We start from the raw sequence: 23,635 nt of genomic DNA on the forward strand, positions 1-23,635 counted from the left end.
GACGGCATTCCCACCATGTGCAAACACCACCCACACCACACCCGCGACAACGACACCATCCGCATCCGCGGCGCGCGCACGCATAATTTGAAAAACGTCGATTTGGACATTCCGCGCCACAAGCTGGTGGTGGTCACGGGGCTGTCGGGCAGCGGCAAATCGTCGCTGGCGTTTGACACGCTGTATGCCGAAGGGCAGCGGCGTTATGTCGAGAGCCTTTCCGCCTATGCGCGGCAGTTTTTGCAGATGATGGACAAGCCCGATGTCGATTTGATCGAAGGCCTGTCGCCCGCGATTTCCATCGAGCAGAAATCCACCAGCCACAACCCGCGTTCCACCGTCGGCACGGTTACGGAAATCCATGATTACCTGCGCCTTTTGTACGCCCGCGTCGGCACGCCGTATTGCCCCGAACACAATCTGCCGCTGTCGAGCCAGACCGTATCGCAGATGGTCGATGCCGTGTTGAAGCTGCCTGAAGACACGCGCGTGATGATTCTGGCGCCGGCGGTGCGCGAGCGTAAAGGCGAGTTTGTCGATTTCTTTGCCGACTTGCAGGCGCAGGGTTTTGCGCGGGTGCGCGTGGACGGCGAGGTCTATCAGCTTGACGAAGTGCCGAAGCTGGAAAAAAACATCAAACACAATATCGACGTGGTCATCGACCGCGTGAAAGTGAAGGCGGACATCAAGCAGCGGCTGGCGGAAAGTTTTGAAACCGCGCTGCGCCACGGCAACGAGCGCGCGCTGGCAATGGAAATGGACAGCGGCGAAGAACATTGGTTTTCCGCGCGTTTCGCCTGCCCCGTGTGTTCGTACAGCCTGCCCGAATTGGAGCCGCGCCTCTTTTCGTTCAACAACCCGATGGGTTCCTGCCCGACTTGCGACGGCTTGGGCAACACCAATTTCTTCGACCCCGAAAAAGTGGTCGCCCATCCCGAATTGTCGCTGGCAACGGGCGCGATTGACGGCTGGGACAAGCGCAACCAGTTCTATTTCCAAATGATTCAGTCGCTGGCGCGGCATTACGGTTTCGATGTGCAGGCTGCTTGGGAAACGCTACCTGAAAAAGTGAAAAAAGTCGTGTTGCACGGCTCGGGCAAAGAAGTCATTGATTTCACATACCTGTCCGAACGCGGCACCACCTTCAACCGCAGCCACGCCTTCGAAGGCATCATTCCCAATCTCGAACGCCGCTACCGCGAAACCGACAGCGAAACCGTGCGCGAAAAACTGCGCGAATACCAAAACCACCGCGCCTGCCCAAGCTGCGGCGGCGCACGTTTGCGCAAAGAAGCCCGCTACGTTTACGTCAGCGGCGAACCGTTGCACGAAGTTTCCGCCTGGCCGCTCACCAAAACCCACCAATTCTTTGAAACGCTGGATTTGGACGGCAACAAAAAACAAATCGCCGAAAAAATCCTCAAAGAAATCATCGAACGGCTCGGCTTCCTGATTAACGTCGGGCTGGATTACCTGAATTTAAGCCGCTCCGCTGAAACCCTCTCCGGCGGCGAAGCCCAGCGCATTCGCCTCGCCAGCCAAATCGGCAGCGGCCTGACCGGCGTGATGTACGTTTTGGACGAACCCTCCATCGGCCTGCACCAGCGCGACAACGACCGCCTGCTCGCCACCCTCAAACGCCTGCGCGATTTGGGTAACAGCGTGATTGTGGTCGAACATGACGAAGACGCCATCCGCGAAGCCGATTTCGTCGTCGATATGGGCCCGGGCGCAGGCGAACACGGCGGCAACGTACTGATTGCCGACACGCCCGAAAACGTCGCCAAATGCGAAAAATCCGTTACCGGACAATACCTCAGCGGTAAAAAATCCATTGCCGTGCCGTCTGAACGCACGCCCGTCAATCCCGACCGAATGCTCGTCCTCAAAGGCGCGCGCGGCAACAACCTCAAAAACGTTACCCTCGAACTGCCGCTCGGTTTGATTACCTGCATCACCGGCGTATCCGGCAGCGGCAAATCCACCCTGATTAACGACACCCTCGCCAAAATCACCGCCCGCGAACTCAACCGCGCCCAAGAAGAACCTGCCCCATACGACGACATCCGCGGCCTCGAACACCTCGACAAAGTCATCAACGTCGACCAATCCCCCATCGGCCGCACCCCGCGCTCCAACCCCGCCACCTACACCGGCCTGTTCACCCCCATCCGCGAACTCTTCGCCGGCGTACCCCTCTCGCGCGAACGCGGCTACAACGTCGGCAGATTCTCCTTCAACGTCAAAGGCGGCCGCTGCGAAGCCTGCCAAGGCGACGGCGTCATCAAAGTCGAAATGCACTTCCTGCCCGACGTGTATGTCCCCTGCGAAGTCTGCCACGGCAAACGCTACAACCGCGAAACGCTCGAAATCCAATACAAAGGCAAAAACATCAGCCAAGTCCTCGACATGACCGTCGAAGAAGCCCGCGAATTTTTCGACGCCGTCCCCACCGTATCGCGCAAACTGCAAACCCTGATGGACGTAGGCCTCGGCTACATCCGCCTCGGACAATCCGCCACTACCCTCTCCGGCGGCGAAGCCCAGCGCGTCAAACTCGCCTTGGAACTCTCCAAACGCGACACCGGCAGAACGCTCTACATCCTCGACGAACCCACCACCGGCCTGCACTTCGCCGACATCGCCCTGCTGCTCGAAGTCATAGGTCGTCTGAAAGGCAAAGGCAACTCGATTGTGATTATCGAGCATAATCTTGACGTAATTAAAACTGCCGATTGGATTGTGGACTTAGGGCCGGAAGGTGGCGACGGTGGGGGGAGGATTATTGCTTCAGGTAGCCCCGAGCAGGTGGCTAAGGTTAAGGGGAGTTATACCGGCAAATACCTGAAACACATATTGAATAATCAAAATCTGGAAACTAGCAAATAACTTTGCGTCAGAGCTTGTAAAATATTAAAAGCGAAAAAAGTGTTAAAAATACCTATGCAGCACTGAAACTCAAAAAATAAACAGAGCAAGATATAGTCTGCATATTTAATCTTTTGTCATGACATTATTTTGATTTTACTATTAATAATAGTTGACAAATATTGTTTTCTTTTTTACATTCATACAAATATGGATTACCTCATGAAAAGGAACTTTGTAATGAAATTGAAATCAGTTGCAGCAGGTGTAGCGGCATTGTTAACACTTTCAGCTTGTGCCGAATATGATAATTTCATGGATGGCATGAGCGATTTGAAAAATCAAGGTTCTGCGCTATTTGGAGGAGCAGTAGAGAAGGCCTCACCTGCACAAATCTGTAAAGAATATCGTGAAAACAGTATGATGGCCAATCGGAAATATATCGGCAAAACCATCCATCCTACTGGTAAAGTATTGCGAATTTATAAAGATGATTTCAGTAAATTTGGAAAAAATGGCGGTACCATACTGGAGAACACTTACCGTGTAGTAATGCAGGTTGGTTCAGAACGTATCAATGCGGGCATGAGCAGCAGCGCAGCTGCAGCCAACCTGAAAGTTGGACAAATCATAACCATGAACGGACAAATTGAAAGCTTGGGAGGTGATGATACTGGTTCAAGCTGCATAGTACTATTGCGACATAGCGTTCCCGTTACAAAATAGAAATAAACAAGCCATAGTCTGCATAAAACCTAGACCCGATGTGTAGGGGGTGTGAGGTACGTATGCACCCGATTGTTTGATTGACGGTTTGCCGTTTTAAATTTTTAGATACCGTCTGAAAACGTAGGTCGGATACTTGTATCCGACAAAACCTTCGATATTCCTCCCTGTCTGATGATGGCGACAATATCAGACAATATCAAATGTCGGATTCGAGAATTCGACCTGCATTTTTGTTCAAACAACAGCAAACGTAGGTTGGGTCATGACCCAATCTGCCATTTGAGCTTCCTACCAATAAAGGCTACCTGAAAAATATCCGCTGCAATAAAGCCGGATATTTTTCAGCAAACCATAGCCTGCATCCCCATCCTCCGCGTACGTGGCTATGCCCCATACACCCTGCCTGTGAATCATACGAAATTTTAAAACTAGCGCGTAGGGTGTGCGGTACGCACACGGTCGTTTGATTCGCGCTCTGCCTTTTCAAAATTTAATTTCGTTGAGACCGACGTTTTCAGACGACCTTTCCGCCGTCATTCCCGCGCAGGCGGGAATCCGGATTGTTCGGCTCGGAAGCCAATGAAAAGGCAGTTACTGAAATCCCGCGTTACTAGATTCCCGCCTGCGCGAGAATGACGGGGGGGGGGGGAAGCAGCCTGTCGGAAATTAAATGTAGGTTGGTTCTTGACCCAACAAAACCGTTGAGCTTCCGGCATTTTATCGGGTTTGCCAACCCAGCCTATCATCCGAGTTTATTTGCCGAGAAGGCAAGCCGCGTTCCAGTCAGAGAAAAGGCCGTCTGAATATTGATATTCAGCAAGCCGTAGCCTGCATACCTACCGCGTGCGTGGCTGTGCTACACACCCTACCTGTGAATTATGCGGAACTTTAAAACCAATGTGTAGGGTGTGTGCGGTACGCACGCGGTTGCTTGATTGACGGTTTGTCGTTTCAACTTTTCAGACGGCCTCCAATGCCGTCTGAAAACATCAGCTTCAACAAAGTTAAAACCTTAAACAACAAACCGTTCCTTCTCCAACGCTCAAACCAAAAACAAAAATCCTATGGCGCGTTATCGCAGAAACTTCATTGCCGGCGGCACATTCTTTTTCACTGTCAAACTCGCCGACTCGAAATCACGCCTGCTTGTCGAACATATCGGCTTATTGCGGGCGGCCTATATGGATGTGCAAAAACAATATCCCTTTGAAACCGTCGCCGTATATGTGCTGTCGAACCATATCCACGCCATTTGGATGCTACGATTAGACGGTGCGGATTATTCCACACGTAACTCCTGTCCGTTAGTAAAAAACGGTGGCACGAACGCGGTATCGGGCAATAGCATTTTCACAAATATACCGTTATAAGGACATCACAGATATGTACCGTTACATCCTCCACCGCCTATTACTCTTAATCCCCACGCTGTTGGGGATTTTGGCGATTACTTTTGCCGTTATCCAATTTGTGCCGGGCGGGCCGGTGGAGCAGATGGTGCAGCAGTTGACGCATGGTGCGGTCAGCGGCGAGACGGCGAATGCGACGGCGGGCAATATCATGAAAAACGGCAACCGCATCAGTCCGGAAGATTTGGCGGCGTTGAATGCGCTGTACGGTTTCGACAAGCCGCCGCTGACGCGGTTTGCGGATATGGTGTGGCGGTTTGCCCGTTTTGATTTGGGCAAGAGTTTTTTCCATCATGAAACCGTGTTCGAGCTGGTCAAACAGAAAATGCCGGTGTCGATGAGTTTGGGCTTGTGGACGTTTTTCCTGACTTATCTGATTTGTATCCCGTTGGGCATTGCCAAGGCGGTGCGCGACGGCAGCCGTTTTGATGCGGTAACGGGGATGGTGGTGCTGGTCGGTTATACCATACCGCCGTTTGTGTTGGGTTTGGTGCTGCTGGTGTTGTTCGGCGGCGGCAGCTTTTTTGCGTGGTTCCCGCAGGGCGGTTTGGTCGGCGATGATTTCGACACGCTGTCGTGGGCAGGCAAAATCAAGGATTATCTGTGGCACATGGCGCTGCCGATTACGGCTTCGGTGGCGGGCAGTCTGGCGGTAACGACGGTGTTGACGAAAAACGTGTTTCTTGAAGAAATCCGCCGCCAATATGTCTATACCGCCCGCGCCAAGGGTTTGCCGGAAAAGCAAATTTTGTGGAAACACGTTTTCCGCAACGCGATGATTCCGCTGATTACCGGCTTTCCCGCCGCCTTTATCGGCGCGTTTTTCACCGGCAGCCTGCTGATTGAAACCTTGTTCTCGCTCGACGGGCTGGGGCTGCTTTCCTACGAGGCGGTGATGAAGCGCGATTATCCGGTGGTGATGGGGACGCTGTATGTGTTCACGCTGATGGGTTTGCTGGCGAAATTGGTGTCGGATATTTCTTATTCGTGGGTCGATCCGCGCATTCATTTCGGCGGACAGAAATAGGTCGTCTGAAAAATATGTTTCTGAATCATGACTGATAAACCTTTCCAAACCATGAAAACACACACCTCAAACCCCACTTGGCAGGCATTCAAACAACACAAACGCGGCTGGTTCGCGTTGCGGGTTTTAGCCGTTTTGTTCGCCGTCGCGCTGCTTGCGCCTTTGTGGAGCAACGACAAGCCCTTGTGGATACGTTATCAGGGCGAATATTATTTTCCGCTGGTAAACGAATACAACGAAACCGTGTTCGGTGGCGATTTCGACACGCCTGCCGATTACCTCGACCCGCTGATACGCGGCAACATCACGTCAAACGGCAATTACGCCGTTTATCTGCCCAATTCCTACGATGCCGATACGCTCAATGATTTCGACACGCAGCCCGACCCTGCAAGTCCGTCCGAAAGGCACTTGCTCGGCACGGACGACCGCGGTCGCGATGTCTTGGCGCGTTTGGTTTACGGGTTCCGCGATTCCCTTTTGTTCGCCCTTGCGCTGACCTTGGTAACGACCGTAATCGGCGTGATCACCGGCGCGGTGCAGGGTTATTTCGGCGGCAAGACCGACCTTTTGATGCAGCGCTTTATCGAAATCTGGGGCGGAATGCCGGAGCTTTACCTCTTGATTATCCTGTCTTCGTTTTTTAATCCCAGTTTGTTGATTTTGCTGGTGTTGCTGTCGCTGTTCGGCTGGATGGGGCTGTCGGACTACGTCCGCGCCGAGTTTTTGAAAAACCGTCAGGCGGATTACGTTTTGGCGGCGCGTTCGATGGGCGTGGGCAACCGCGCGATTATGTGGCGGCACATCCTGCCCAACAGCCTGACGCCCGTATTGGCGTTTCTGCCTTTTCGTATCTCCGGCGCGGTGCTTGCGCTGACCAGCTTGGATTTCCTCGGTTTGGGCGTTCCCGCGTCGCAGGCGAGTTTGGGCGAACTCTTGGCGCAGGGCAAGGACAACTTGGACGCTTGGTGGATAGGCTTGTCCACCGTCGGTACGCTGACGGTTATGCTGCTTTTGCTGGTGATGATAGGCGAGGGCTTGCGTCAGGCGTTTGACGTGCGGATAAGAAGTTGAGGCCGTCTGAAAAATACGATTAAGCAGATAAATCCTATGAACATTTTGGAAATCGAAAATCTGAATGCCTCGTTCCCTGGCAAGCAAGTCCTGCACGATGTCAGCCTGACCGTACAGGCCGGCAGGAAACTGGCATTGGTTGGTGAGAGCGGCAGCGGTAAAACCGTGTTGGCGCAGGGCATTATGCGGCTGAATCCGCTGGTGTCGTTTGAAGGCCGTCTGAAATTTTGCGGCAACGATTTGCTGACCCAATCCGAACGCGCCCTGCAAAAGTTGCGCGGACGGGAAATCGGCATGGTGTTTCAAGAATCGATGACCGCGCTCAACCCCGTGATGCGCGTTGGCGCGCAGATTGCTGAAGTGTTGACCCTGCATCTGGGTTTGGACAAAAAACAGGCATGGGCGAGGGCGGTCGAACTCTTGGCGGAAACCGGCATCCGCGAGCCGGAGCAGAAAGCCTTTGCCTATCCCTTCCAGCTTTCCGGCGGACAGCGGCAGCGGGCGATGATTGCGATGGCGGTTGCCGCCGAACCCAAGCTCCTGATTGCCGACGAACCGACCACCGCCTTGGATGTTGCCGTACAGGCGCAAATTCTCGATTTGTTGGCGCGCTTGCAGCAGGCGCACAACATGACCATGCTCTACATCACCCACGACCTGAACCTTGTCCGCCGTTTTGCAGACGACGTTGCCGTGATGCGCGGCGGACGCATTGTCGAAACGGGTGCAGCGGCGGAAGTGTTCGCCCGTCCGCAACACGAATACACGCAAATGCTGTTGAACGCCGGCGCCGCGCGCAAGGTCGTACCTTTGGCGGACAACCCCGCCACCGTCTTGCAGGCGGAGCAGCTTTCCGTTGCCGTCAAAGAAACGGCGGGCTGGTTCAAAAAACGCAGCAAAACCCTGTTGGAGCCGGTTTCCTTCGATTTGAAAGCGGGCGAAACGCTGGGCATCATCGGCGAAAGCGGCTGCGGCAAAACCACGCTGGCAAAAGCCGTGATGCACCTTATCGACGCGGAAGGTCGTCTGAAAATCAACGGCGAGGCCTGGACGCGCGAATCGAGGCGCGACATCCAAATGGTGTTCCAAGACCCCTTCGGCGCATTCAACCCGCGCATGAACGTCTTTAATATCGTTTCCGAAGCCCTGCGCGTCCACGAACCCGATTTGTCCCGTACAGAAATGCGGCAGCGCGTGCAAGACGTATTGCGGCAGGTCGGTCTGCCCGAAGACGCGCTCGAACGCTATCCGCACGCTTTTTCCGGCGGACAACGCCAGCGGCTCGCCATCGCCCGCGCCATCATCGTCCGCCCGAAAATCCTCGTTTTGGACGAACCGACCAGCGCGCTCGACGTACAATGGCAGCAACAGATTCTGGAGCTGCTCGCCGATTTGCAGAAAAAACACGGTCTCAGCCTCATCATCATCAGCCACGACCTCGCCGTCATCCGCGCCCTGTCGCACCGCGTGATGGTGTTGAAAGACGGCAAAATCGTCGAAGAGGGCGACTGCGAAACCGTATTTTCCAACCCTTCCAGCGATTACACGCGCCATCTGATGAGCTTTAGGGCAGGCTGACCGATCAGGCAGGCCGTCTGAAAAACATTAGCCAATCCCGATGGCAACCTTACAAAAAAGCTATTACACTTTTCCGACACTTGAAATTTTCAGCCCCAAGCCCTATCCTGCACAACATCTGATTCAATTTGACACAAAAAGGAAAAACTCATGAGCAGCGAACTGATTATCCACACCTCCGATGCAAATTTCGAACAAGACGTTTTGAAATCCGACGTCCCCGTATTGCTGGACTTCTGGGCACCTTGGTGCGGCCCTTGCAAAATGATCGCTCCGATCTTGGACGACATCGCCGCCGAATTTGAAGGCCGTCTGAAAGTCGTCAAACTCAACATCGACGACAACGAAGCCACCCCCGCCAAATTCGGCGTGCGCGGTATCCCGACGCTGATGGTGTTCAAAAACGGCGAAAACGTTGCCACCAAAGTCGGCGCTTTGGCAAAAGGTCAGCTCACTGCATTTGTGAACGCGTCCATCGCCTGATTTCTAAATGATAGAAAGGCCGTCTGAAAAATGTTTCAGACGGCCTTTTTGTATTTATGCACATAAAATGCGGATAAAATGCTGCAAAACTGTGGAAAAATCGAAAGGCAGGTAGTTTGACCACAAGCCGTGTTTGCTGCTGTGTGCAATGCTTGTGGAAAAGTACGCTACCATATTGAAATAAAAGTATAAATCAATGTTGCCTAAAAAACAGGCAATAACGTGGCGGACAGACAGCCGCAATCCCGTATGCGCTATAATTCTGAAACGGTTTTTGATTGAAAAGGAACATTATGCACACGCTTTCCGCCGAAGTGCGCACGGAGCTGGCCCGGGCGCGTTTGAGGAAAAGCCGCCGCTGGGCGACCGGCCTGCTGCTGGCTGCCTGCGTGTTGTTTGTCGCCTCGCAGTTGCTGGTGAAACAGTACGGCTGGCTGGCGTACGTCAAGGCGTTTGCAGAAGCGGCGATGGTGGGGGCGCTGGCCGACTGGTTTGCCGTAACCGCATTGTTCAGACGGCCTATGGGGTTGCCCATTCCGCATACGGCGATATTGCCGCGCAATCAAGAAAGGATTGCCGACGAGCTGGGACGGTTTATCGAAAACAATTTCCTGCTGGGCAAACCGATAGCCTTGCGCGTTTATCAGGCGCAGCCCGCCGATAAGCTGTTGAACTGGCTGGGCAGCGAAGAGGTGCGGGCGCAGTGGCTGCCGTGGGTGGCGCGGCAGATTCCGTATCTGCTTAGAGTGGCCAAGCCCGAACAGTTTGCCCGTTTTGCCGGTATGCTGCTGGCGCAGCAATATACCGGGGAGAAAATCGGCCGGACGTTTTCAGACGGCCTCAGGCTGCTGAAAGCCAACGGTATGCACGAAGTCTTGTTTTGCAGCCTGCTCAAGCAGTTGCGCCGTTGGCTGCAAAGCCCCGATACCCGTGTGTTGTTGGAGCAGAATTTACGCGAATGGGCGGTCAAAATCGAAACCGATGCGCCGAGCACTTGGGACAAGCTCAAAGCCACGTTGAAATCGACGCTGGTGGAAAGGGTGGACGACTGGGTGGCGGAAAAGGCGCTGGACTGGGCGGACAACTGTCTGGCGGCAGCGGAGGAAGACGGCAATCACGCCATCCGCAAAGGTTTTGACGAACAATACGACAAAATAGTGGAAAAACTGCTTGAATCGGATGCTTGGCACAAGCGGCTGGAGGCGGTCAAAATGCAGATTGCACAGTCGCCGGCGCTGCAAAACCATTTGGCGGGATTCTGGCGCGGCATACAGGATTGGGCGGAGAAAGACGTGGAGAAAAAAAATTCGGCCTGTCTGCGGCAACTGGAAAAATTGTTGGACCATATGCTTGCGCAAGCTGCCGAGTTCCCACAGTTTATGCGCCGCACCGACGTGCGGCTGTCATTGGCGGTGCGCGATTTTGTGATGCGCTATAAAGGCCGCGCGGCGCAGTTTGTAGCAGATAAAGTCAAAAGCTGGGACGGCGCGCTGATGGTGCAGAAGTTGGAATTGAGCGTGGGCAGGGATTTGCAGTTTATCCGCATCAACGGTACGTTAGTCGGCGGTTTGGTCGGCTTGGTGATATATTGCGTGTCGCTTTGGTTGGAATAAGCGCCAGTTGAAATGTCGGGCCGTCTGAAAGCGGGTTTCCGATACGGCAAATCATAAAAGGCCGTCTGAAACTTATGTTTCAGACGGCCTCTGCATACGTCAAACAATCAGCGGCTGCCGATGAAGCGGTAATAGGTTTCTCCGTCTTGGATATAGCCTAATTCGACACGGGCGATTTCGGCAATCGCTTCCTGACCGGTGGCCAAATCGGTTACTTCCGCTTGCAAGGCATTGTTGCGCAAAGTGAGCGAGCGGTTTTTTTCCTCTTGCGTCGCAAGCTGTTCCTCTATTCTGCCCATATCGTGCAAACTGCCTTTGCCTATCCAAAGGCTGTATTGGAACCATACCGCCGCGGCGGCCAAAACCACAGTTACCCACTTCATACAATCAATACCTTATTTCCGATTATTTGCCCAGTTGGTAAAACGCGGCTTTGCCCGGATAGTAGGCGGCTTCCGCCAGCTCTTCCTCGATGCGCAGCAGTTGGTTGTATTTCGCCATGCGGTCGGAACGGGAGAGCGAGCCGGTTTTAATCTGCATACAGTTGGTGGCAACCGCCAAGTCGGCGATGGTGCTGTCTTCGGTTTCGCCGGAGCGGTGGCTCATCACGCTGGCGTAGCGGTTGCGTTTTGCCAAATCGACGGCTTGCAGGGTTTCGCTCAAAGTACCGATTTGGTTGACTTTGACCAGCAATGCGTTTGCCACGCCTTTTTCGATGCCTTCGGCAAGGATTTTCGGATTGGTAACGAACAAGTCGTCGCCGACCAGTTGCACTTTGCCGCCCAGTTTTTCGGTGAGGAGTTTCCAACCCGCCCAGTCGTTTTCGTCCATACCGTCTTCAATGGAGATAATCGGGTATTTCGATACCAAGTCGGCGAGATAGTCGGCAAACTCTTCGCTGGTGTAGGCTTTGCCTTCGGCTTCCAAATGGTATTTGCCGTCTTTGTAGAACTCGCTGGAAGCGCAGTCCATTGCGAACAGTACGTCTTCGCCGGGTTTGTAACCCGCGGCGACAACGGCTTCCTGCATCAGCTGCAATGCTTCTTCGTGGGTGTTCAGGTTGGGTGCAAAACCGCCTTCGTCGCCGACGGTAGTCGGGAAGCCTTTGTCGTTACACAGTTTTTTCAGGGCGTGGAACACTTCGGCACCGCAGCGCAGGGCTTCGCGGAAGGATTTTGCGCCGACGGGCATAATCATAAATTCTTGGATGTTCAGGCTGTTGTTGGCGTGTTCGCCGCCGTTGATGACGTTCATCATCGGCACGGGCAGAGCCATCGGTCCTGCACCGCCGATATAACGGTATAAAGGAAGGCCTGAATCTTCGGCAGCGGCACGGGCTACCGCCAAAGATACAGCCAATGTGGCGTTGGCGCCCAGATTACCTTTGTTGTCGGTGCCGTCCAGCTCAATCATAATCCGGTCGATGTAGGATTGCTCGTTGGCATCGATTCCGATTAAGGCTTGTGAGATTTCGTTGTTGACATGCTCGACGGCTTTCAATACGCCTTTGCCCAAATAACGGGACTTGTCACCGTCGCGCAGTTCCAAAGCCTCTTTCTGGCCGGTGGATGCACCGCTCGGCACGGCGGCACGCCCCATGACGCCTGATTCCAACAAGACATCGCACTCAACGGTGGGATTACCGCGTGAGTCCAAAATTTCTCGGGCAAAAATATCAACGATTGCGCTCATGAAAATTCTCCTGATTTGATTAAAGGAAGGGAAAACGTCCGGCTTCGCAGAAAACTGCGCTAGGCTTTGTCGGGAAATCGGTTTCAGACGGCCTCTCATCCGACAAACGGCCGAATAGGTTCTGAAACTATATTACATAGTTTGGATTATACCGTTTCGCCTTGAGATAAACGAGTGTTTTACCGTAAAAACCGCAAAAATTATCGAATATCGGTAAGGCGGGGGATTTTCGGATACGGGAAGGGGAGTATCCGGTTGAAAATGCCCCCGTTTTCCCGCCGTAAACCGTGAAAATTCCCAAAAGGCCGTCTGAAAATTGTTTTTCAGACGGCCTTGGTAATGAAAAGGTCAGCGGTGATAGTTCGGCGCCTCTTTCGTAATCTGTACATCATGGACGTGGGATTCGTTCATACCGGCGGAAGTGATTTCTACGAACTCCGCTTTTTCGTGCATCTCGGCAATGTCGGCGCAACCCAGATAACCCATACTGGAGCGCAGGCCGCCCATCAGTTGGTGGATGATGTTTACAATCGGGCCTTTGTAGGGAACCCGGCCTTCGATGCCTTCAGGAACATATTTGTCCGTGCTGTCGGTTTTGTCTTGGAAGTAGCGGTCGGCGGAACCTTGGCTCATTGCGCCCAGCGAACCCATACCGCGGTAGGATTTGTACGAACGGCCTTGGTAGAGTTCGATTTCGCCCGGCGCTTCTTCCGTACCGGCAAACATACCGCCCAGCATCACACTGTATGCGCCTGCCGCCAAGGCTTTGGCGATGTCGCCGGAGAAGCGGATGCCGCCGTCGGCAATCAGCGGGACGCCGGTGCCTTTGAGGGCTTCGGCGACGTTGTGGATGGCGGTCAGTTGCGGCACGCCCACGCCTGCGACGATACGGGTGGTACAAATCGAACCCGGGCCTATGCCGACTTTCACTGCGTCCGCACCGGCGGCCACCAAATCCCGTGCGGCTTGGGTGGTTGCGATATTGCCGCCGATAACCTGTACTTCGGGATAATGGCTTTTTACCCATTTCACGCGGTCGATGACGCCTTGGCTGTGGCCGTGCGCGGTATCGACGACAATGACGTCTACGCCGGCATTGACCAGTGCTTTGATGCGTTCCTCGGAGTCTGCGCCGGTACCGACCGCCGCGCCGACGCGCAAACGGCCTTCGGAGTCTTTGTTGGCGTTTGGAAACTCGGTGGTTTTCAGAATGTCCTTAACGGTAATCAGGCCTTTGAGTTCGTCTTTTTCGTTCAAGACCAAAACGCGCTCGACTTTATGTTTGTGCATCAGTTCGCGCGCTTCGTCGATGCTGGTGCCTTCAGGTACGGTAACCAGATGCTCGCGCGGGGTCATAATGGCCGAAACGGGCAGGTCGAGGCGGTTTTCAAAACGCAGGTCGCGGTTGGTTACGATGCCGACCACTTTGCCGTTTTCGACAACGGGCAGGCCGGACATTTTGCGTTTGCGTTGCGCGCGAAGTTCCAAAAGCTCGCGGATGAGGACGTTGGGCGCGATGATAACGGGGTCTTTGACGATGCCGCTTTCGTGGCGTTTTACTTTGGAAACCGCTTTGGCCTGCATTTCGGGCGTCATGTTTTTATGGATGATGCCGATGCCGCCTTCCTGTGCCATAGAGATGGCCAAACGGGCTTCGGTAACGGTATCCATTGCGGCGGAAAGTAGGGGGAGGTTGAGTGTGATGTTGCGGGTGAGTTTGGTTTGGAGTTTGACATCTCGCGGCAGCACGGTTGAATGTGCGGGAACCAACAAAACGTCGTCGAAAGTATAGGCTTTTTCTACGATGCGCATAATGCTCGGGCTTTCCAGTTTGTGCAAGATGCACGGCATTATAACATGCAGGGCGGCGTCATGACAGGGGGAGGTAGGGGATTTGTGTTTGTTTTTTTACACAATTATCACAGTTATGATAAATTTTTTGACAGAATATGACATTACGGTCCGAAACCAAGTAAAATATGACCGTTCGTCAACACATTCATCCAACGGAAAAACGATATGAAAATCACTTCTTTATTATTGGCATGTACTTTGTGCGCTTCTGCTGCGTTTGCGGCCGGTGATGTTTATACATGGAAAGGCCGCAACGGGGGTAACAGTTATTCCGACGTGCCGCGCCGCCTCCAGCCGGAACATTCCGGCATCGTGAATATCCGTACGCACAGCGTTTCACCGGCCGCCGTGAAGCCGGCATCTGCTGCGGGTACCGGTTCGCTTGCCGAACAGCAGGCCAAGCTGAACGACCAGATTGCCATGCAGAACAAACAGGTTGAGGAGCAGAATAAGAAGATTGAAGAGGAAAACCGCCAGCGTCAGGAAGACAACTGCAAAGCCGCGCGCCTGAACCGTCAGTTTGCCGAGACCGCCCGCAGCAACAACCGTGAGGCGTTGATTCAGCGTTACGAGAGCGATGTCAAACGGTATTGCAATTAAGGTTTGAATCTGGGAAGAGGCCGTCTGAAAATGGTGTTTCAGACGGCCTCTTTGGTGTTTGTCGGATTTGGCTCAGGTTCGAAGGAGCGCTTCTGCAAACATCAATCCGAAAATCAGGCTGAATATGAGGCTCAACAGTCCGGGGATCATGAAGCTGTGGTTGAAGATGTATTTGCCGATTTTGGTCGAACCCGTGCTGTCGAAGTCGATGGCGGCGATAATCGGGCCGTAGTTTGGGATGAAGAAATAGCCGTTGACCGCTACGAACGTGCCTATGATGACGGGGGCGGGAATATTCAGCGAGATGGCAATCGGGAACAGCGTCGCTACGGTTGCGCCCTGGCTGTTGACCAGCACGGACAATACGAACAGTGCGGCGGCGAAAGTCCACGGCGCGGTTTCGACCAAATGCGACACGGTGTCTTTGACTTCCGCCAGATGGCCGTGCATCAGCGTGTCGCCGAGCCAGGCCACGCCGAATACGGCGATGACGGCGCGCATTCCGGCGTGGAATACCGAACCTCTGGTGATGGCGTTACCGTCGGGTTTGCAAAGCAGGATAATCAGTGCGGCGGCGGAAAGCATGACGATTTCGATGGTGTGCGCCATACCCATCAGTTTCGGCCCTTCTTCCGTTTGGAAGGTGGGGCGCAATTCCGGCACGGCACCCATCACGACCACCAGCAGCGCGGCGGCAAGGAAGATGCCGACCGATAATTTGGCCTGCGGGCTGACGGTGAGGTTGGTGTGTTCCGTCGGGTCTTTTTCGTGTGCTTTGACGTATTCGGGTTTTGCCAGCAGTTTCTGGTAGTGTGGATCGTCTTTCAACTCTTTTCCGAGTTTGTTGACGAACACGCAGGCCAGCCCGATGCCGAGGATGGTTGAGGGAACGGTAACTTTCAGTACGTCGGCCATCGTGATGTGCTGCGGCTCGAGGTAGGTTACGCAGGCGACGACTGCCGCCGCAATCGGACTGGCGACGATGGCGAACTGCGATGCGATAACCGCCATCGTCAGCGGACGCGACGGGCGGATGCCGTTGCGGCGGCTGACTTCGGCGATGACGGGCAGCACCGAATAGGCGACGTGTCCCGTGCCGGCCAGTACGGTAAACAGATAGGTTACGGCGGGGGCGATGAAGGTGATGTATTTCGGATTGCGGTGCAGCACGCGGGTGGCGATTTTAATCATGTAGTCCAAACCGCCGCTGGCCTGCATCGAGGCGGCGGCGGAGACGACCGCCATAATCATCAGCATCACGTCAATCGGCGGGCTGGTCGGTTCGAGGTGGAAGCCGAAGGCCAAAACCGCCAAGCCGACGCCGCCGAGCACGCCCAAGCCGATGCCGCCGACCTGCGCGCCAATCAGGATGCACAGCAGCACGATGGCAAACTGGATAAAGAACATGGTTGACATGGTAACTCCGTTAATAAATCGGGGATGCGGAGTCCGCCGGACAGGCCTTGAGTGCGATGGAGGCGGTGGCCGGACGGACATCAAAAAGGGACGGTCTGCGCGGAAAGGCCCGACCGTCCCGATGCCGGTACAAAAGCCGTGATTATAGTTTAAGGTATCATTGTTAACAATCGTTTACCGGAATAAAAATACGCCGAGGCTGTCTGAACATTTGTTTTCAGACGGCCTCGGCATATTCGGCTGCCGGAAGGTTGCCCGCGCCGCTGGGCATTACAGCCCGGCCAGCGAGCGCAGTTGCGGCCAGTAGAACAGACAGGCAATCGAGCAGACCGCCACGCTGATGCCCGCGGCGTTGATGCTGCTGATTTTTTCTTTGAATGCCGCCGCGCCGACCAGCGTGCCCAGCACGATGACGCCGATGTTCATGCCGGCGAAGACCAGCGTCGGGTTTTCGCTCATGGCCTGGTGGGCGCGGATGTAGGTCAGGATGTTGGCGAAGTTCAGGCAGCCGAGCACCGCGCCGCCGATGACGCCTTCTTTTGTCCATTTGGTCGAACGGTAGGACAGGTAGCCGAACATCAATACTGCGGCCAGACTGAACGCCACCAGCAGGTTACCGGAAAACGCCGTACCGCTTTTGGCAACCTGTTTGAACAGGATGTCGATGACGCCGTAACCCGACCACACGCCCAATAGCAAGGCGGCGTTGTTCATCAGCCCGCCCGATTTTTTGCCGCCGCCGGATTTCCACAGCAGGCAGAACAAGGCGACGAAAGCCAGCGTAATGCCTATCAGACGGCCTTCGGTCAGTTTTTCGCCGAACAGGGCGAACGAGGCGACAATCGGCAGAAACAGCGACAGCCGCTGCGCCGCATCGGATTTGACGATGCCGGCCGTGTCCACCGATTTGCCCATGATGATGAACACGGACGGCAGCAACACGCCCAACGCGGCAAACAGCCACCATGTCGGCAGGAACGCGCGCGGATTGCCCAAGTCCGGTTTCAGCACCAGCATGGTCAGCACGACGGCGGCGATATAGTTCACCGCCACCGCCTGATGGATGTCGATTTTCTGTTTGCGGGTGATTTTCAGCAGTACGGCGACGGCGACGCTGCACACGATACTGGCGATAAGGTAAATCATCGGATTCTCCCAAGGGATACATAAATTCAGACGGCCCGTATGATAAACAAGGCCGTCTGAAAAGCAAAGGCAGACTGTTTCCGGCAGGGGTTACAGCCAGCCGTCGGGAGAAACGGTTTTGCCGTCGTAGAATTTGACGAATCCCGCCACCACGCGGTAAACGTACCAGATGAAACCGGTACCCAGAATCAGGAAACCGATGAGGATAATGGTGGTACACGCGCCGACCAAGCCTGCGGCCAGCGATACCCAGAAGGTTTTAATCAGGTAGGTGATATGGTTTTCGTATATCGTGCCGCGCATGTCGTCGCGTTTGACATAGGCCAGAATGACGCCGATGAGCGCTGCGCAGCCGGCCGTTACCAGCGACAGGGCGTACAGGCCGTAGATAATCATCATGTAGTTGCGGTTGTTGTCGTCTTGCGGGGTATTTTGTTCGATAACGTCGTTCATTTTCCTACTCCTTACGTTGCATAAAAAATCAATCGTCAACGGCCACGTTGACATCCTGCGGGTCCAGCGAGCGCAGCGCTTCCGGCTTGACGCCGATGATGAACCCGCGTTTGCCGCCGTTGATATAGATGGTGTCCGATGCCCAAATCGAGCTTTCGACGTATACCGGCAGTGCGGTCTTCATGCCGAAGGGCGTCGTGCCGCCGACCAGGTAGCCCGTCCATTTGGCGGCCTGTTTCGGGTCGGCCGGTTCGATATGCTTCATTCCCAAACTGCGTGCCAGATTGCGGGTGGAAATGTGCTTGTCGCCGTGCATCAGCACGACCAGCCCTTTTTTCTGCTCGTTTTGCAATACGATGGTTTTAACGACCTGGTGTTCGGGTATGCCGAACAACGCGGCAAACTGCGCCGTACCGCCGTGTTCTTCATAAGTATAGACATATGGTTCAAAATCAATCTTCCGCCCGCGCAGAAAACGGACGGCGGGGGTAACGGGATGGTTGGGTTTGCTCATAAACGGCCTTTCAGACGGCCTGCCTTCACTGTGCAACCGCCTGTAATATAGCAACAATCGGAACACAATGTTACCATAAGACGCCTGTCGGGCGGGCTGCCGGATAAGTGGCGGAGAAGAGGTTTTTACGGAAAGGAGCAGGAAATGGACATACGTTATTTCGGACAAAACGCCCGTCTGTCGGAGGCCGTGGTTGCGGGCGGCTTCGTGTTTCTGTCGGGCATGGTGCCGGAAAATACGGAGGCGGACGTGAAAGGCCAGACGCAGGACGTGTTGGCGCAAATCGACCGCTGGCTTGAAAAATGCGGTTCGGACAAGGCGCACATCCTTGAGGCCACCGTTTTCCTCGCCGATATGGACGGTTACGCCGCGATGAACGAAGCGTGGGACGAATGGGTCGCCGCCGGCCGCGCACCCGCACGGGCCTGCGTGCAGGCGGGACTTGCCGATAGCCGCTGGGCGGTGGAAATCAAAGTTTCGGCGGTACAGGCCGTCTGAAACGCCATCCTGTCCGTCCGAAGTATTTTTTCAGACGGCCTTTATTTCTAGAATAATGACCTTATTTCGACAAAACACCGAATTTGAGGATTCCGCCATGCAAACCCGCCTACCGTTTTTCGGGATAGTCCGCGTTAGCGGAGAAGACCGCGCCGCATTTATGCACGGCCAGTTTTCCAACGACATCAACCACTTGGCCGAAGGTTCGGCCTGTTACGCCACCTACAACACCCCGAAAGGCCGTGTGCTGGCCAATATGCTGGTGTTGAACCGCGGTTCGGATTTGCTGCTGGTCATGGCCGCCGACCTGACCGAGGCCATCGTCAAACGCCTGCGCATGTTTGTTTTGCGTGCCAAAGTCGTATTCGAGCCGCTGCCCGATTATGCCGCCGCCGCAGTGTTGGACGAAAACGCCGAAGCACACGCCGCCGCCGAACCGTCGCTGTCTTTTCCCGCTACGGAAGAAAACGGCGTATGGACGGTGTCCCTGCCGCACACAGGCCGTCTGAAAATCGGAGCGGCGGAGCGTTTGCCCGAACACGATGCCGCCGCTGAAAACGCATGGAACCTGCACGAAATCCGCAGCGGCTACGCATGGATTTCCGCCGCCACCAAGGAAACCGCCGTCGCCCAGATGCTCAACCAGCACATTATCGGCGGCGTGCACTTTAAAAAAGGCTGCTACCCCGGGCAGGAAATCATCGCCCGCGCGCAATACCGCGGACAGGTCAAACGCGGCCTGGCCGTATTGTCCGGCGGTTCGCTGGAAGCCGCCGGAATCGCCGTGTTGGAAAACGGTGCGGAAGCCGGCCAGATTATCAATACCGCGCTGACCGATACCGGCAGCCTGAGCCTTGCCGTTATCAAACATGCCGCCGCACAAGCGGTTTTGACCGATGCCGACGGCAACAGCCTCAAACAGGAAAAGCTGTTTTTCAACATCGAACCCAAAGAATGATTTTTCAGACGGCCTGAAGCCTGTTCGGAAACCAAAACCGCCGCCAGCGTACACACGATGGCGGCGGTTTTTTGCCTGAATCACCGGTCTGCTTCCAACCGGTACAGACGGGTGGTTTCCCGGTTGCGGGCGAAGGCGAGCGGGTCGGATTCGTCGGCGGCTTTGCGGTGGCGCGGTTTGGTTTCCAGTATGCCGACCACGCTTAAAGAGGCCGTCTGAAAGCATTGTTCCAGAAAATCGCGGTCGCGCAGGTGCAGATGTTCCGCCAAGTCTGAAATGATTAACCACGCTTCGCCTTGCGGGTTTAAATGCTGCCGCACGCCGTTTAAAAAAGCGGTCAGCATGGCGTTGTCGGGATCGTAGAGGGCGGTCTCGACGGCGGAAGTCGGTTTGGCGGGCAGCCACGGCGGGTTGCAGACTATCAGGTCGGCGCGTCCTTCGGGAAACAAATCGACGGCTTGGACGGCGACTTGTTTGTCCAGTCCCAAGCGGGCGAGGTTGGCGGTTGCGCAGGCGATGGCTTTGGGGTTGGTGTCGGTGGCGGTGATTTCGGGAATGCCGCGTTTTGCGAGGATGGCGGCGATAACGCCGGAACCTGTGCCGATGTCGAACGCCGTCTGAATATTGGGATTTAACGGCGCTTGGGCGATTAAGTCCAAATATTCGCCGCGCAGGGGCGAGAATACGCCGAAGGGGACGTGGATTTTGCCGCCAAGCTGCGGAATGTCTATGCCTTTTTTGTGCCATTCGTGTGCGCCGATAAAACCCAAAAGCTGGTTGAGCGGCAGCAAAAACGGCGCGTCGTTCGGCTCGGTATACACGTCGGCAAGGGCGGCGCGGACGTCGGGCGCGCGCGGGTTACTTAACTGAAAACCCGCGTCGATTTCGACGGCAAGCATATTCAAAACGCGGCTTTGCTGCGCCTGCTTCATGCGGTGGGTGTGGAAGGCCGTCTGAATATCGGCAGGCGCGTTTTTTGTTTTTTCAGACGGCCTGCGGACGCGTTTTTTCATCGCCGCCAACACTTGTTTGGCGTTGTGGAAATCGCCCGTCCAAACGGTTGCCGTGTGGGCGTGGGCGTTTTTCAGAATATCGGCGGCATTGCCTTCGTGCACATAAACCGCCTGCTTGGGCGGCTTTTGCGTGCTTTCATTGCGCCATTCAATGGGGATTTTTTGAGAGGTTGAAATGGTATACATAATATATTGGTGATACTGGAACTAATGTTCGATTCTGATAATTTATTTCTTAATTTCTCGTCAGGTATATCATAAATTGACCGCCATGTTTATGATATACCTTGATCATTGGAGGTTTTGAGATGTTTTATGCGGCATTGACAGCAACAGCTTTTATGTTTTTCTTCGGAATGGGGCATTCTAATCTGAAGAAAAATATTAGAATCATACTGTTAATGATTGGTTGGGCATTTTTCGGCCTTCATTCTTATATCATCGGTCAAATAGCCATGCAGTATACTGTGTGGCAGATTTGTGGTTATCTTTTATTTCTATCGATTGAGTTGGTAATTTTTCTTTTTATGTTTCAAAGAATTGCAGATAGATAATTTATATAATAAATTATGAAAAGCACCGCATGCAGGACAGGGTTCTCTGCTTGCGGTGCTTTTATTTTTTATATAATTAGACAAAATGTATAAAATAATTCCAATATTAAAATGTTAGGCAGTATTTTTAGAAAAATAGATTGCCGTTTTGTCTAAAATGCGTATAATCCCCTTTCAATGCAAACAATAATTTCGATAAGGTTTGGACAAGGAACATCATGCAATTAGACATTGACCGCTTAGTTGCTTATTTCGGCGGCGTGAATGCGCTTGCCGAAGCGTTGAAACAGCACGATCCCGAAAATGCCGCGACGACCGCCGCCATCTATAAATGGCGCACGCGCGGGTCGCTGCCTTTGACGCAACTGCAAAAGCTGACCGCGCTGGCCGAAGCGCAAGGCAGACCGCTGGATTTGAATGCTTTTTTACAAAAAAACGAATCTCTGGAGAGAACAGAAATGACACAGACCAACCGCGTAATTATTTTCGATACCACCATGCGCGACGGCGAGCAGTCGCCCGGTGCATCCATGACCAAAGAGGAGAAAATCCGCATTGCCCGCCAGTTGGAGAAAATGGGCGTGGATGTGATTGAGGCGGGTTTTGCCGCCGCCAGCCCGGGCGATTTCGAGTCGGTCAATGCGATTGCCAAAATCATCACCAAATCCACGGTCTGCTCGTTGGCGCGTGCCGTTGAAAACGATGTGCGCAAAGCAGGCGAAGCCGTTTCCCCCGCTCTGAAAAAACGCATCCATACCTTTATCGCTACCAGCCCCATCCATATGGAGCACAAACTGAAAATGAAGCCGCAGCAGGTTATCGATGCGGCGGTCAAAGCGGTGAAAATTGCTAAAGAATACACCGACGATGTGGAATTTTCCGCCGAAGACGCTGTGCGTTCGGATTTGGACTTCCTCGCCAAAATCTTTACGGCGGTTATCGAAGCGGGCGCGACCACCATCAATATTCCCGATACTGTCGGCTACTCCATCCCTTCCGTGTGGTACGAGCGTATCAGCAACATCATCAAAAGCGTGCCCAACGGCGACAAAGTAGTCTGGTCGACCCACTGCCACAACGACTTGGGTATGGCGGTTGCCAACTCGCTGGCCGCCGTTCAGGCAGGCGTGCGCCAGGTGGAATGCACCATCAACGGCTTGGGCGAACGCGCAGGCAATGCCAGCCTTGAAGAAATCGTGATGGCGTTGAAAGTGCGCCACGACCTTTTCGGCTTGGAAACCGGCATCGATACCACACAAATCGTGCCGGTATCCAAACTGGTGTCCACCATTACCGGCTATCCGATTCAGCCCAACAAGGCGGTGGTCGGCGCAAACGCCTTTGCACACGAATCAGGCATCCATCAGGACGGCGTGTTGAAACACCCCGAAACCTATGAAATCATGACTGCCGAATCGGTCGGCTGGTCAACCAACCGTCTGACGTTGGGCAAACTGTCCGGCCGCAACGCCTTCAAAACCAAGCTGGCGGATTTGGGTATCGAATTGGAAAGCGAAGAGGCGCTGAATGCCGCGTTTGCCCGCTTCAAAGAACTCGCCGACAAAAAACGCGAAATCTTCGATGAAGACCTGCACGCGCTGGTGTCCGACGAAATGGGCAGCATGGGCGCCGAAAGCTACAAATTCATCTCCCAAAAAATCAGCACCGAAACCGGCGAAGAACCGCGCGCCGACATCGTGTTCAGCATCAAAGGCGAAGAAAAACGCGCTTCCGCCACCGGCTCCGGCCCTGTCGATGCGATTTTCAAAGCGATTGAGAGCGTGGCGCAAAGCGGCGCGACTTTGCAGATTTATTCCGTCAACGCCGTAACGCAAGGCACGGAAAGCCAAGGCGAAACCAGCGTCCGTCTGGCGCGCGGCAACCGCGTCGTCAACGGACAAGGCGCAGATACCGACGTTTTGGTCGCTACTTCCAAAGCCTACCTCTCCGCCTTGAGCAAACTGGAATTCGGTGCCGCCAAACCGAAAGCGCAGGGCAGCGGTACGATTTGAGTTAACTAGCTTGATTTGACGTCGAAAAGTAAAAAGGCCGTCTGAAAACCTTAAATCAGGTTTTCAGACGGCCTTTATATTTTAACCATACTTAACTCTATGTTATATTTTCGGCTTCACGCTTTCATTGGTTGAAGACACCCT

At 54.2% G+C, this 23,635-nt stretch carries 20 protein-coding genes; 12 read left to right on the plus strand and 8 right to left on the minus strand.

Translation table 11 applies throughout. From position 1 onward, the window contains the following. Positions 1-15: 15 nt before the first annotated feature. The 8 genes from uvrA to ACI43T_RS06085 all read left to right on the plus strand — a co-directional run bounded on the left by uvrA (position 16) and on the right by ACI43T_RS06085 (position 10,781). On the plus strand, positions 16-2,889 hold the full coding sequence (gene uvrA / locus ACI43T_RS06050; RefSeq protein ID WP_405385907.1) for an excinuclease ABC subunit UvrA: 2,874 nt from the start codon (positions 16-18) through the stop codon (positions 2,887-2,889). Positions 2,890-3,108: 219 nt separating this feature from the next. Next, entirely contained in the window at positions 3,109-3,594 is a 486-nt protein-coding gene (locus ACI43T_RS06055; protein ID WP_377079617.1) for a hypothetical protein, read from the plus strand. Between the two features lie 1,067 nt (positions 3,595-4,661). Beyond that, positions 4,662-4,967, plus strand: coding sequence for a hypothetical protein (locus ACI43T_RS06060; RefSeq protein WP_377079616.1), 306 nt, complete (start codon positions 4,662-4,664; stop codon positions 4,965-4,967). 13 nt (positions 4,968-4,980) lie between these two features. Then, entirely contained in the window at positions 4,981-6,033 is a 1,053-nt protein-coding gene (locus ACI43T_RS06065) for an ABC transporter permease subunit (RefSeq protein ID WP_016687013.1), read from the plus strand. Between the two features lie 27 nt (positions 6,034-6,060). Continuing rightward, positions 6,061-7,107 (plus strand): ABC transporter permease, encoded by a 1,047-nt coding sequence (locus ACI43T_RS06070; protein WP_377079615.1) that lies wholly within the window; start codon positions 6,061-6,063, stop codon positions 7,105-7,107. A gap of 36 nt (positions 7,108-7,143) precedes the next feature. Then, positions 7,144-8,685: an ABC transporter ATP-binding protein gene (locus ACI43T_RS06075; protein ID WP_405385911.1), complete on the plus strand. Its 1,542-nt coding sequence runs from the start codon at positions 7,144-7,146 to the stop codon at positions 8,683-8,685. Between the two features lie 150 nt (positions 8,686-8,835). Next, positions 8,836-9,168 (plus strand): thioredoxin TrxA, encoded by a 333-nt coding sequence (trxA, locus tag ACI43T_RS06080; protein ID WP_293276334.1) that lies wholly within the window; start codon positions 8,836-8,838, stop codon positions 9,166-9,168. A gap of 293 nt (positions 9,169-9,461) precedes the next feature. Beyond that, positions 9,462-10,781 (plus strand): DUF445 domain-containing protein, encoded by a 1,320-nt coding sequence (locus ACI43T_RS06085; protein WP_405385913.1) that lies wholly within the window; start codon positions 9,462-9,464, stop codon positions 10,779-10,781. A gap of 107 nt (positions 10,782-10,888) precedes the next feature. Here the strand turns inward: ACI43T_RS06085 and ftsB are convergent, their stop codons facing one another. The 3 genes from ftsB to guaB form a co-directional block, all read right to left on the minus strand. Further along, positions 10,889-11,164 carry a cell division protein FtsB gene (ftsB, locus tag ACI43T_RS06090; RefSeq protein ID WP_009173112.1) on the minus strand — a complete coding sequence of 92 codons (276 nt, stop codon included), beginning with the start codon at positions 11,162-11,164 and terminating at the stop codon, positions 10,889-10,891. Positions 11,165-11,186: 22 nt separating this feature from the next. Beyond that, the gene (gene eno, locus ACI43T_RS06095; RefSeq protein ID WP_293276336.1) at positions 11,187-12,473 is read right to left on the minus strand and encodes a phosphopyruvate hydratase; all 1,287 of its coding nucleotides are present in this window, start codon (positions 12,471-12,473) and stop codon (positions 11,187-11,189) included. A 348-nt stretch (positions 12,474-12,821) separates the two neighbouring features. Next, positions 12,822-14,285, minus strand: coding sequence for an IMP dehydrogenase (guaB, locus tag ACI43T_RS06100; protein ID WP_405386098.1), 1,464 nt, complete (start codon positions 14,283-14,285; stop codon positions 12,822-12,824). Positions 14,286-14,492: 207 nt separating this feature from the next. Here guaB and ACI43T_RS06105 point away from each other — a divergent pair, with 207 nt between their 5' ends. Then, the gene (locus tag ACI43T_RS06105; protein WP_009173115.1) at positions 14,493-14,927 is read left to right on the plus strand and encodes a DUF4124 domain-containing protein; all 435 of its coding nucleotides are present in this window, start codon (positions 14,493-14,495) and stop codon (positions 14,925-14,927) included. Between the two features lie 72 nt (positions 14,928-14,999). Here the strand turns inward: ACI43T_RS06105 and ACI43T_RS06110 are convergent, their stop codons facing one another. From ACI43T_RS06110 to ybaK, 4 genes are all read right to left on the minus strand, one after another. Next, a complete protein-coding gene (locus tag ACI43T_RS06110) occupies positions 15,000-16,334 on the minus strand; it encodes an anaerobic C4-dicarboxylate transporter family protein (RefSeq protein WP_009173116.1) in 1,335 nt (444 codons plus the stop codon). A 279-nt stretch (positions 16,335-16,613) separates the two neighbouring features. Then, the gene (locus ACI43T_RS06115) at positions 16,614-17,489 is read right to left on the minus strand and encodes an EamA/RhaT family transporter (RefSeq protein WP_405385916.1); all 876 of its coding nucleotides are present in this window, start codon (positions 17,487-17,489) and stop codon (positions 16,614-16,616) included. A 90-nt stretch (positions 17,490-17,579) separates the two neighbouring features. Then, entirely contained in the window at positions 17,580-17,942 is a 363-nt protein-coding gene (locus ACI43T_RS06120) for a DUF4870 family protein (protein WP_405385918.1), read from the minus strand. A gap of 28 nt (positions 17,943-17,970) precedes the next feature. Beyond that, complete coding sequence (gene ybaK / locus ACI43T_RS06125) at positions 17,971-18,456, minus strand: Cys-tRNA(Pro) deacylase (RefSeq protein ID WP_297956543.1); 486 nt, start codon at positions 18,454-18,456, stop codon at positions 17,971-17,973. Between the two features lie 144 nt (positions 18,457-18,600). Here ybaK and ACI43T_RS06130 point away from each other — a divergent pair, with 144 nt between their 5' ends. After that, a complete protein-coding gene (locus ACI43T_RS06130) occupies positions 18,601-18,954 on the plus strand; it encodes a RidA family protein (RefSeq protein WP_308024849.1) in 354 nt (117 codons plus the stop codon). Between the two features lie 97 nt (positions 18,955-19,051). Continuing rightward, positions 19,052-19,912: a CAF17-like 4Fe-4S cluster assembly/insertion protein YgfZ gene (gene ygfZ / locus ACI43T_RS06135; protein WP_405385921.1), complete on the plus strand. Its 861-nt coding sequence runs from the start codon at positions 19,052-19,054 to the stop codon at positions 19,910-19,912. Between the two features lie 80 nt (positions 19,913-19,992). Here ygfZ and ACI43T_RS06140 read toward each other — a convergent pair whose 3' ends face one another. Continuing rightward, positions 19,993-21,111, minus strand: a complete 1,119-nt coding sequence (locus ACI43T_RS06140; RefSeq protein ID WP_405385923.1) for a methyltransferase — start codon at positions 21,109-21,111, stop codon at positions 19,993-19,995. A gap of 586 nt (positions 21,112-21,697) precedes the next feature. Between ACI43T_RS06140 and ACI43T_RS06145 the strand changes: the two genes are divergently transcribed. After that, the gene (locus tag ACI43T_RS06145) at positions 21,698-23,491 is read left to right on the plus strand and encodes a 2-isopropylmalate synthase (RefSeq protein ID WP_405385925.1); all 1,794 of its coding nucleotides are present in this window, start codon (positions 21,698-21,700) and stop codon (positions 23,489-23,491) included. Positions 23,492-23,635: the final 144 nt, after the last annotated feature.

It is taken from the genome of Neisseria oralis, from assembly GCF_045062685.1.
In the GTDB taxonomy this organism is placed as follows: Bacteria; Pseudomonadota; Gammaproteobacteria; order Burkholderiales; family Neisseriaceae; genus Neisseria; species Neisseria oralis.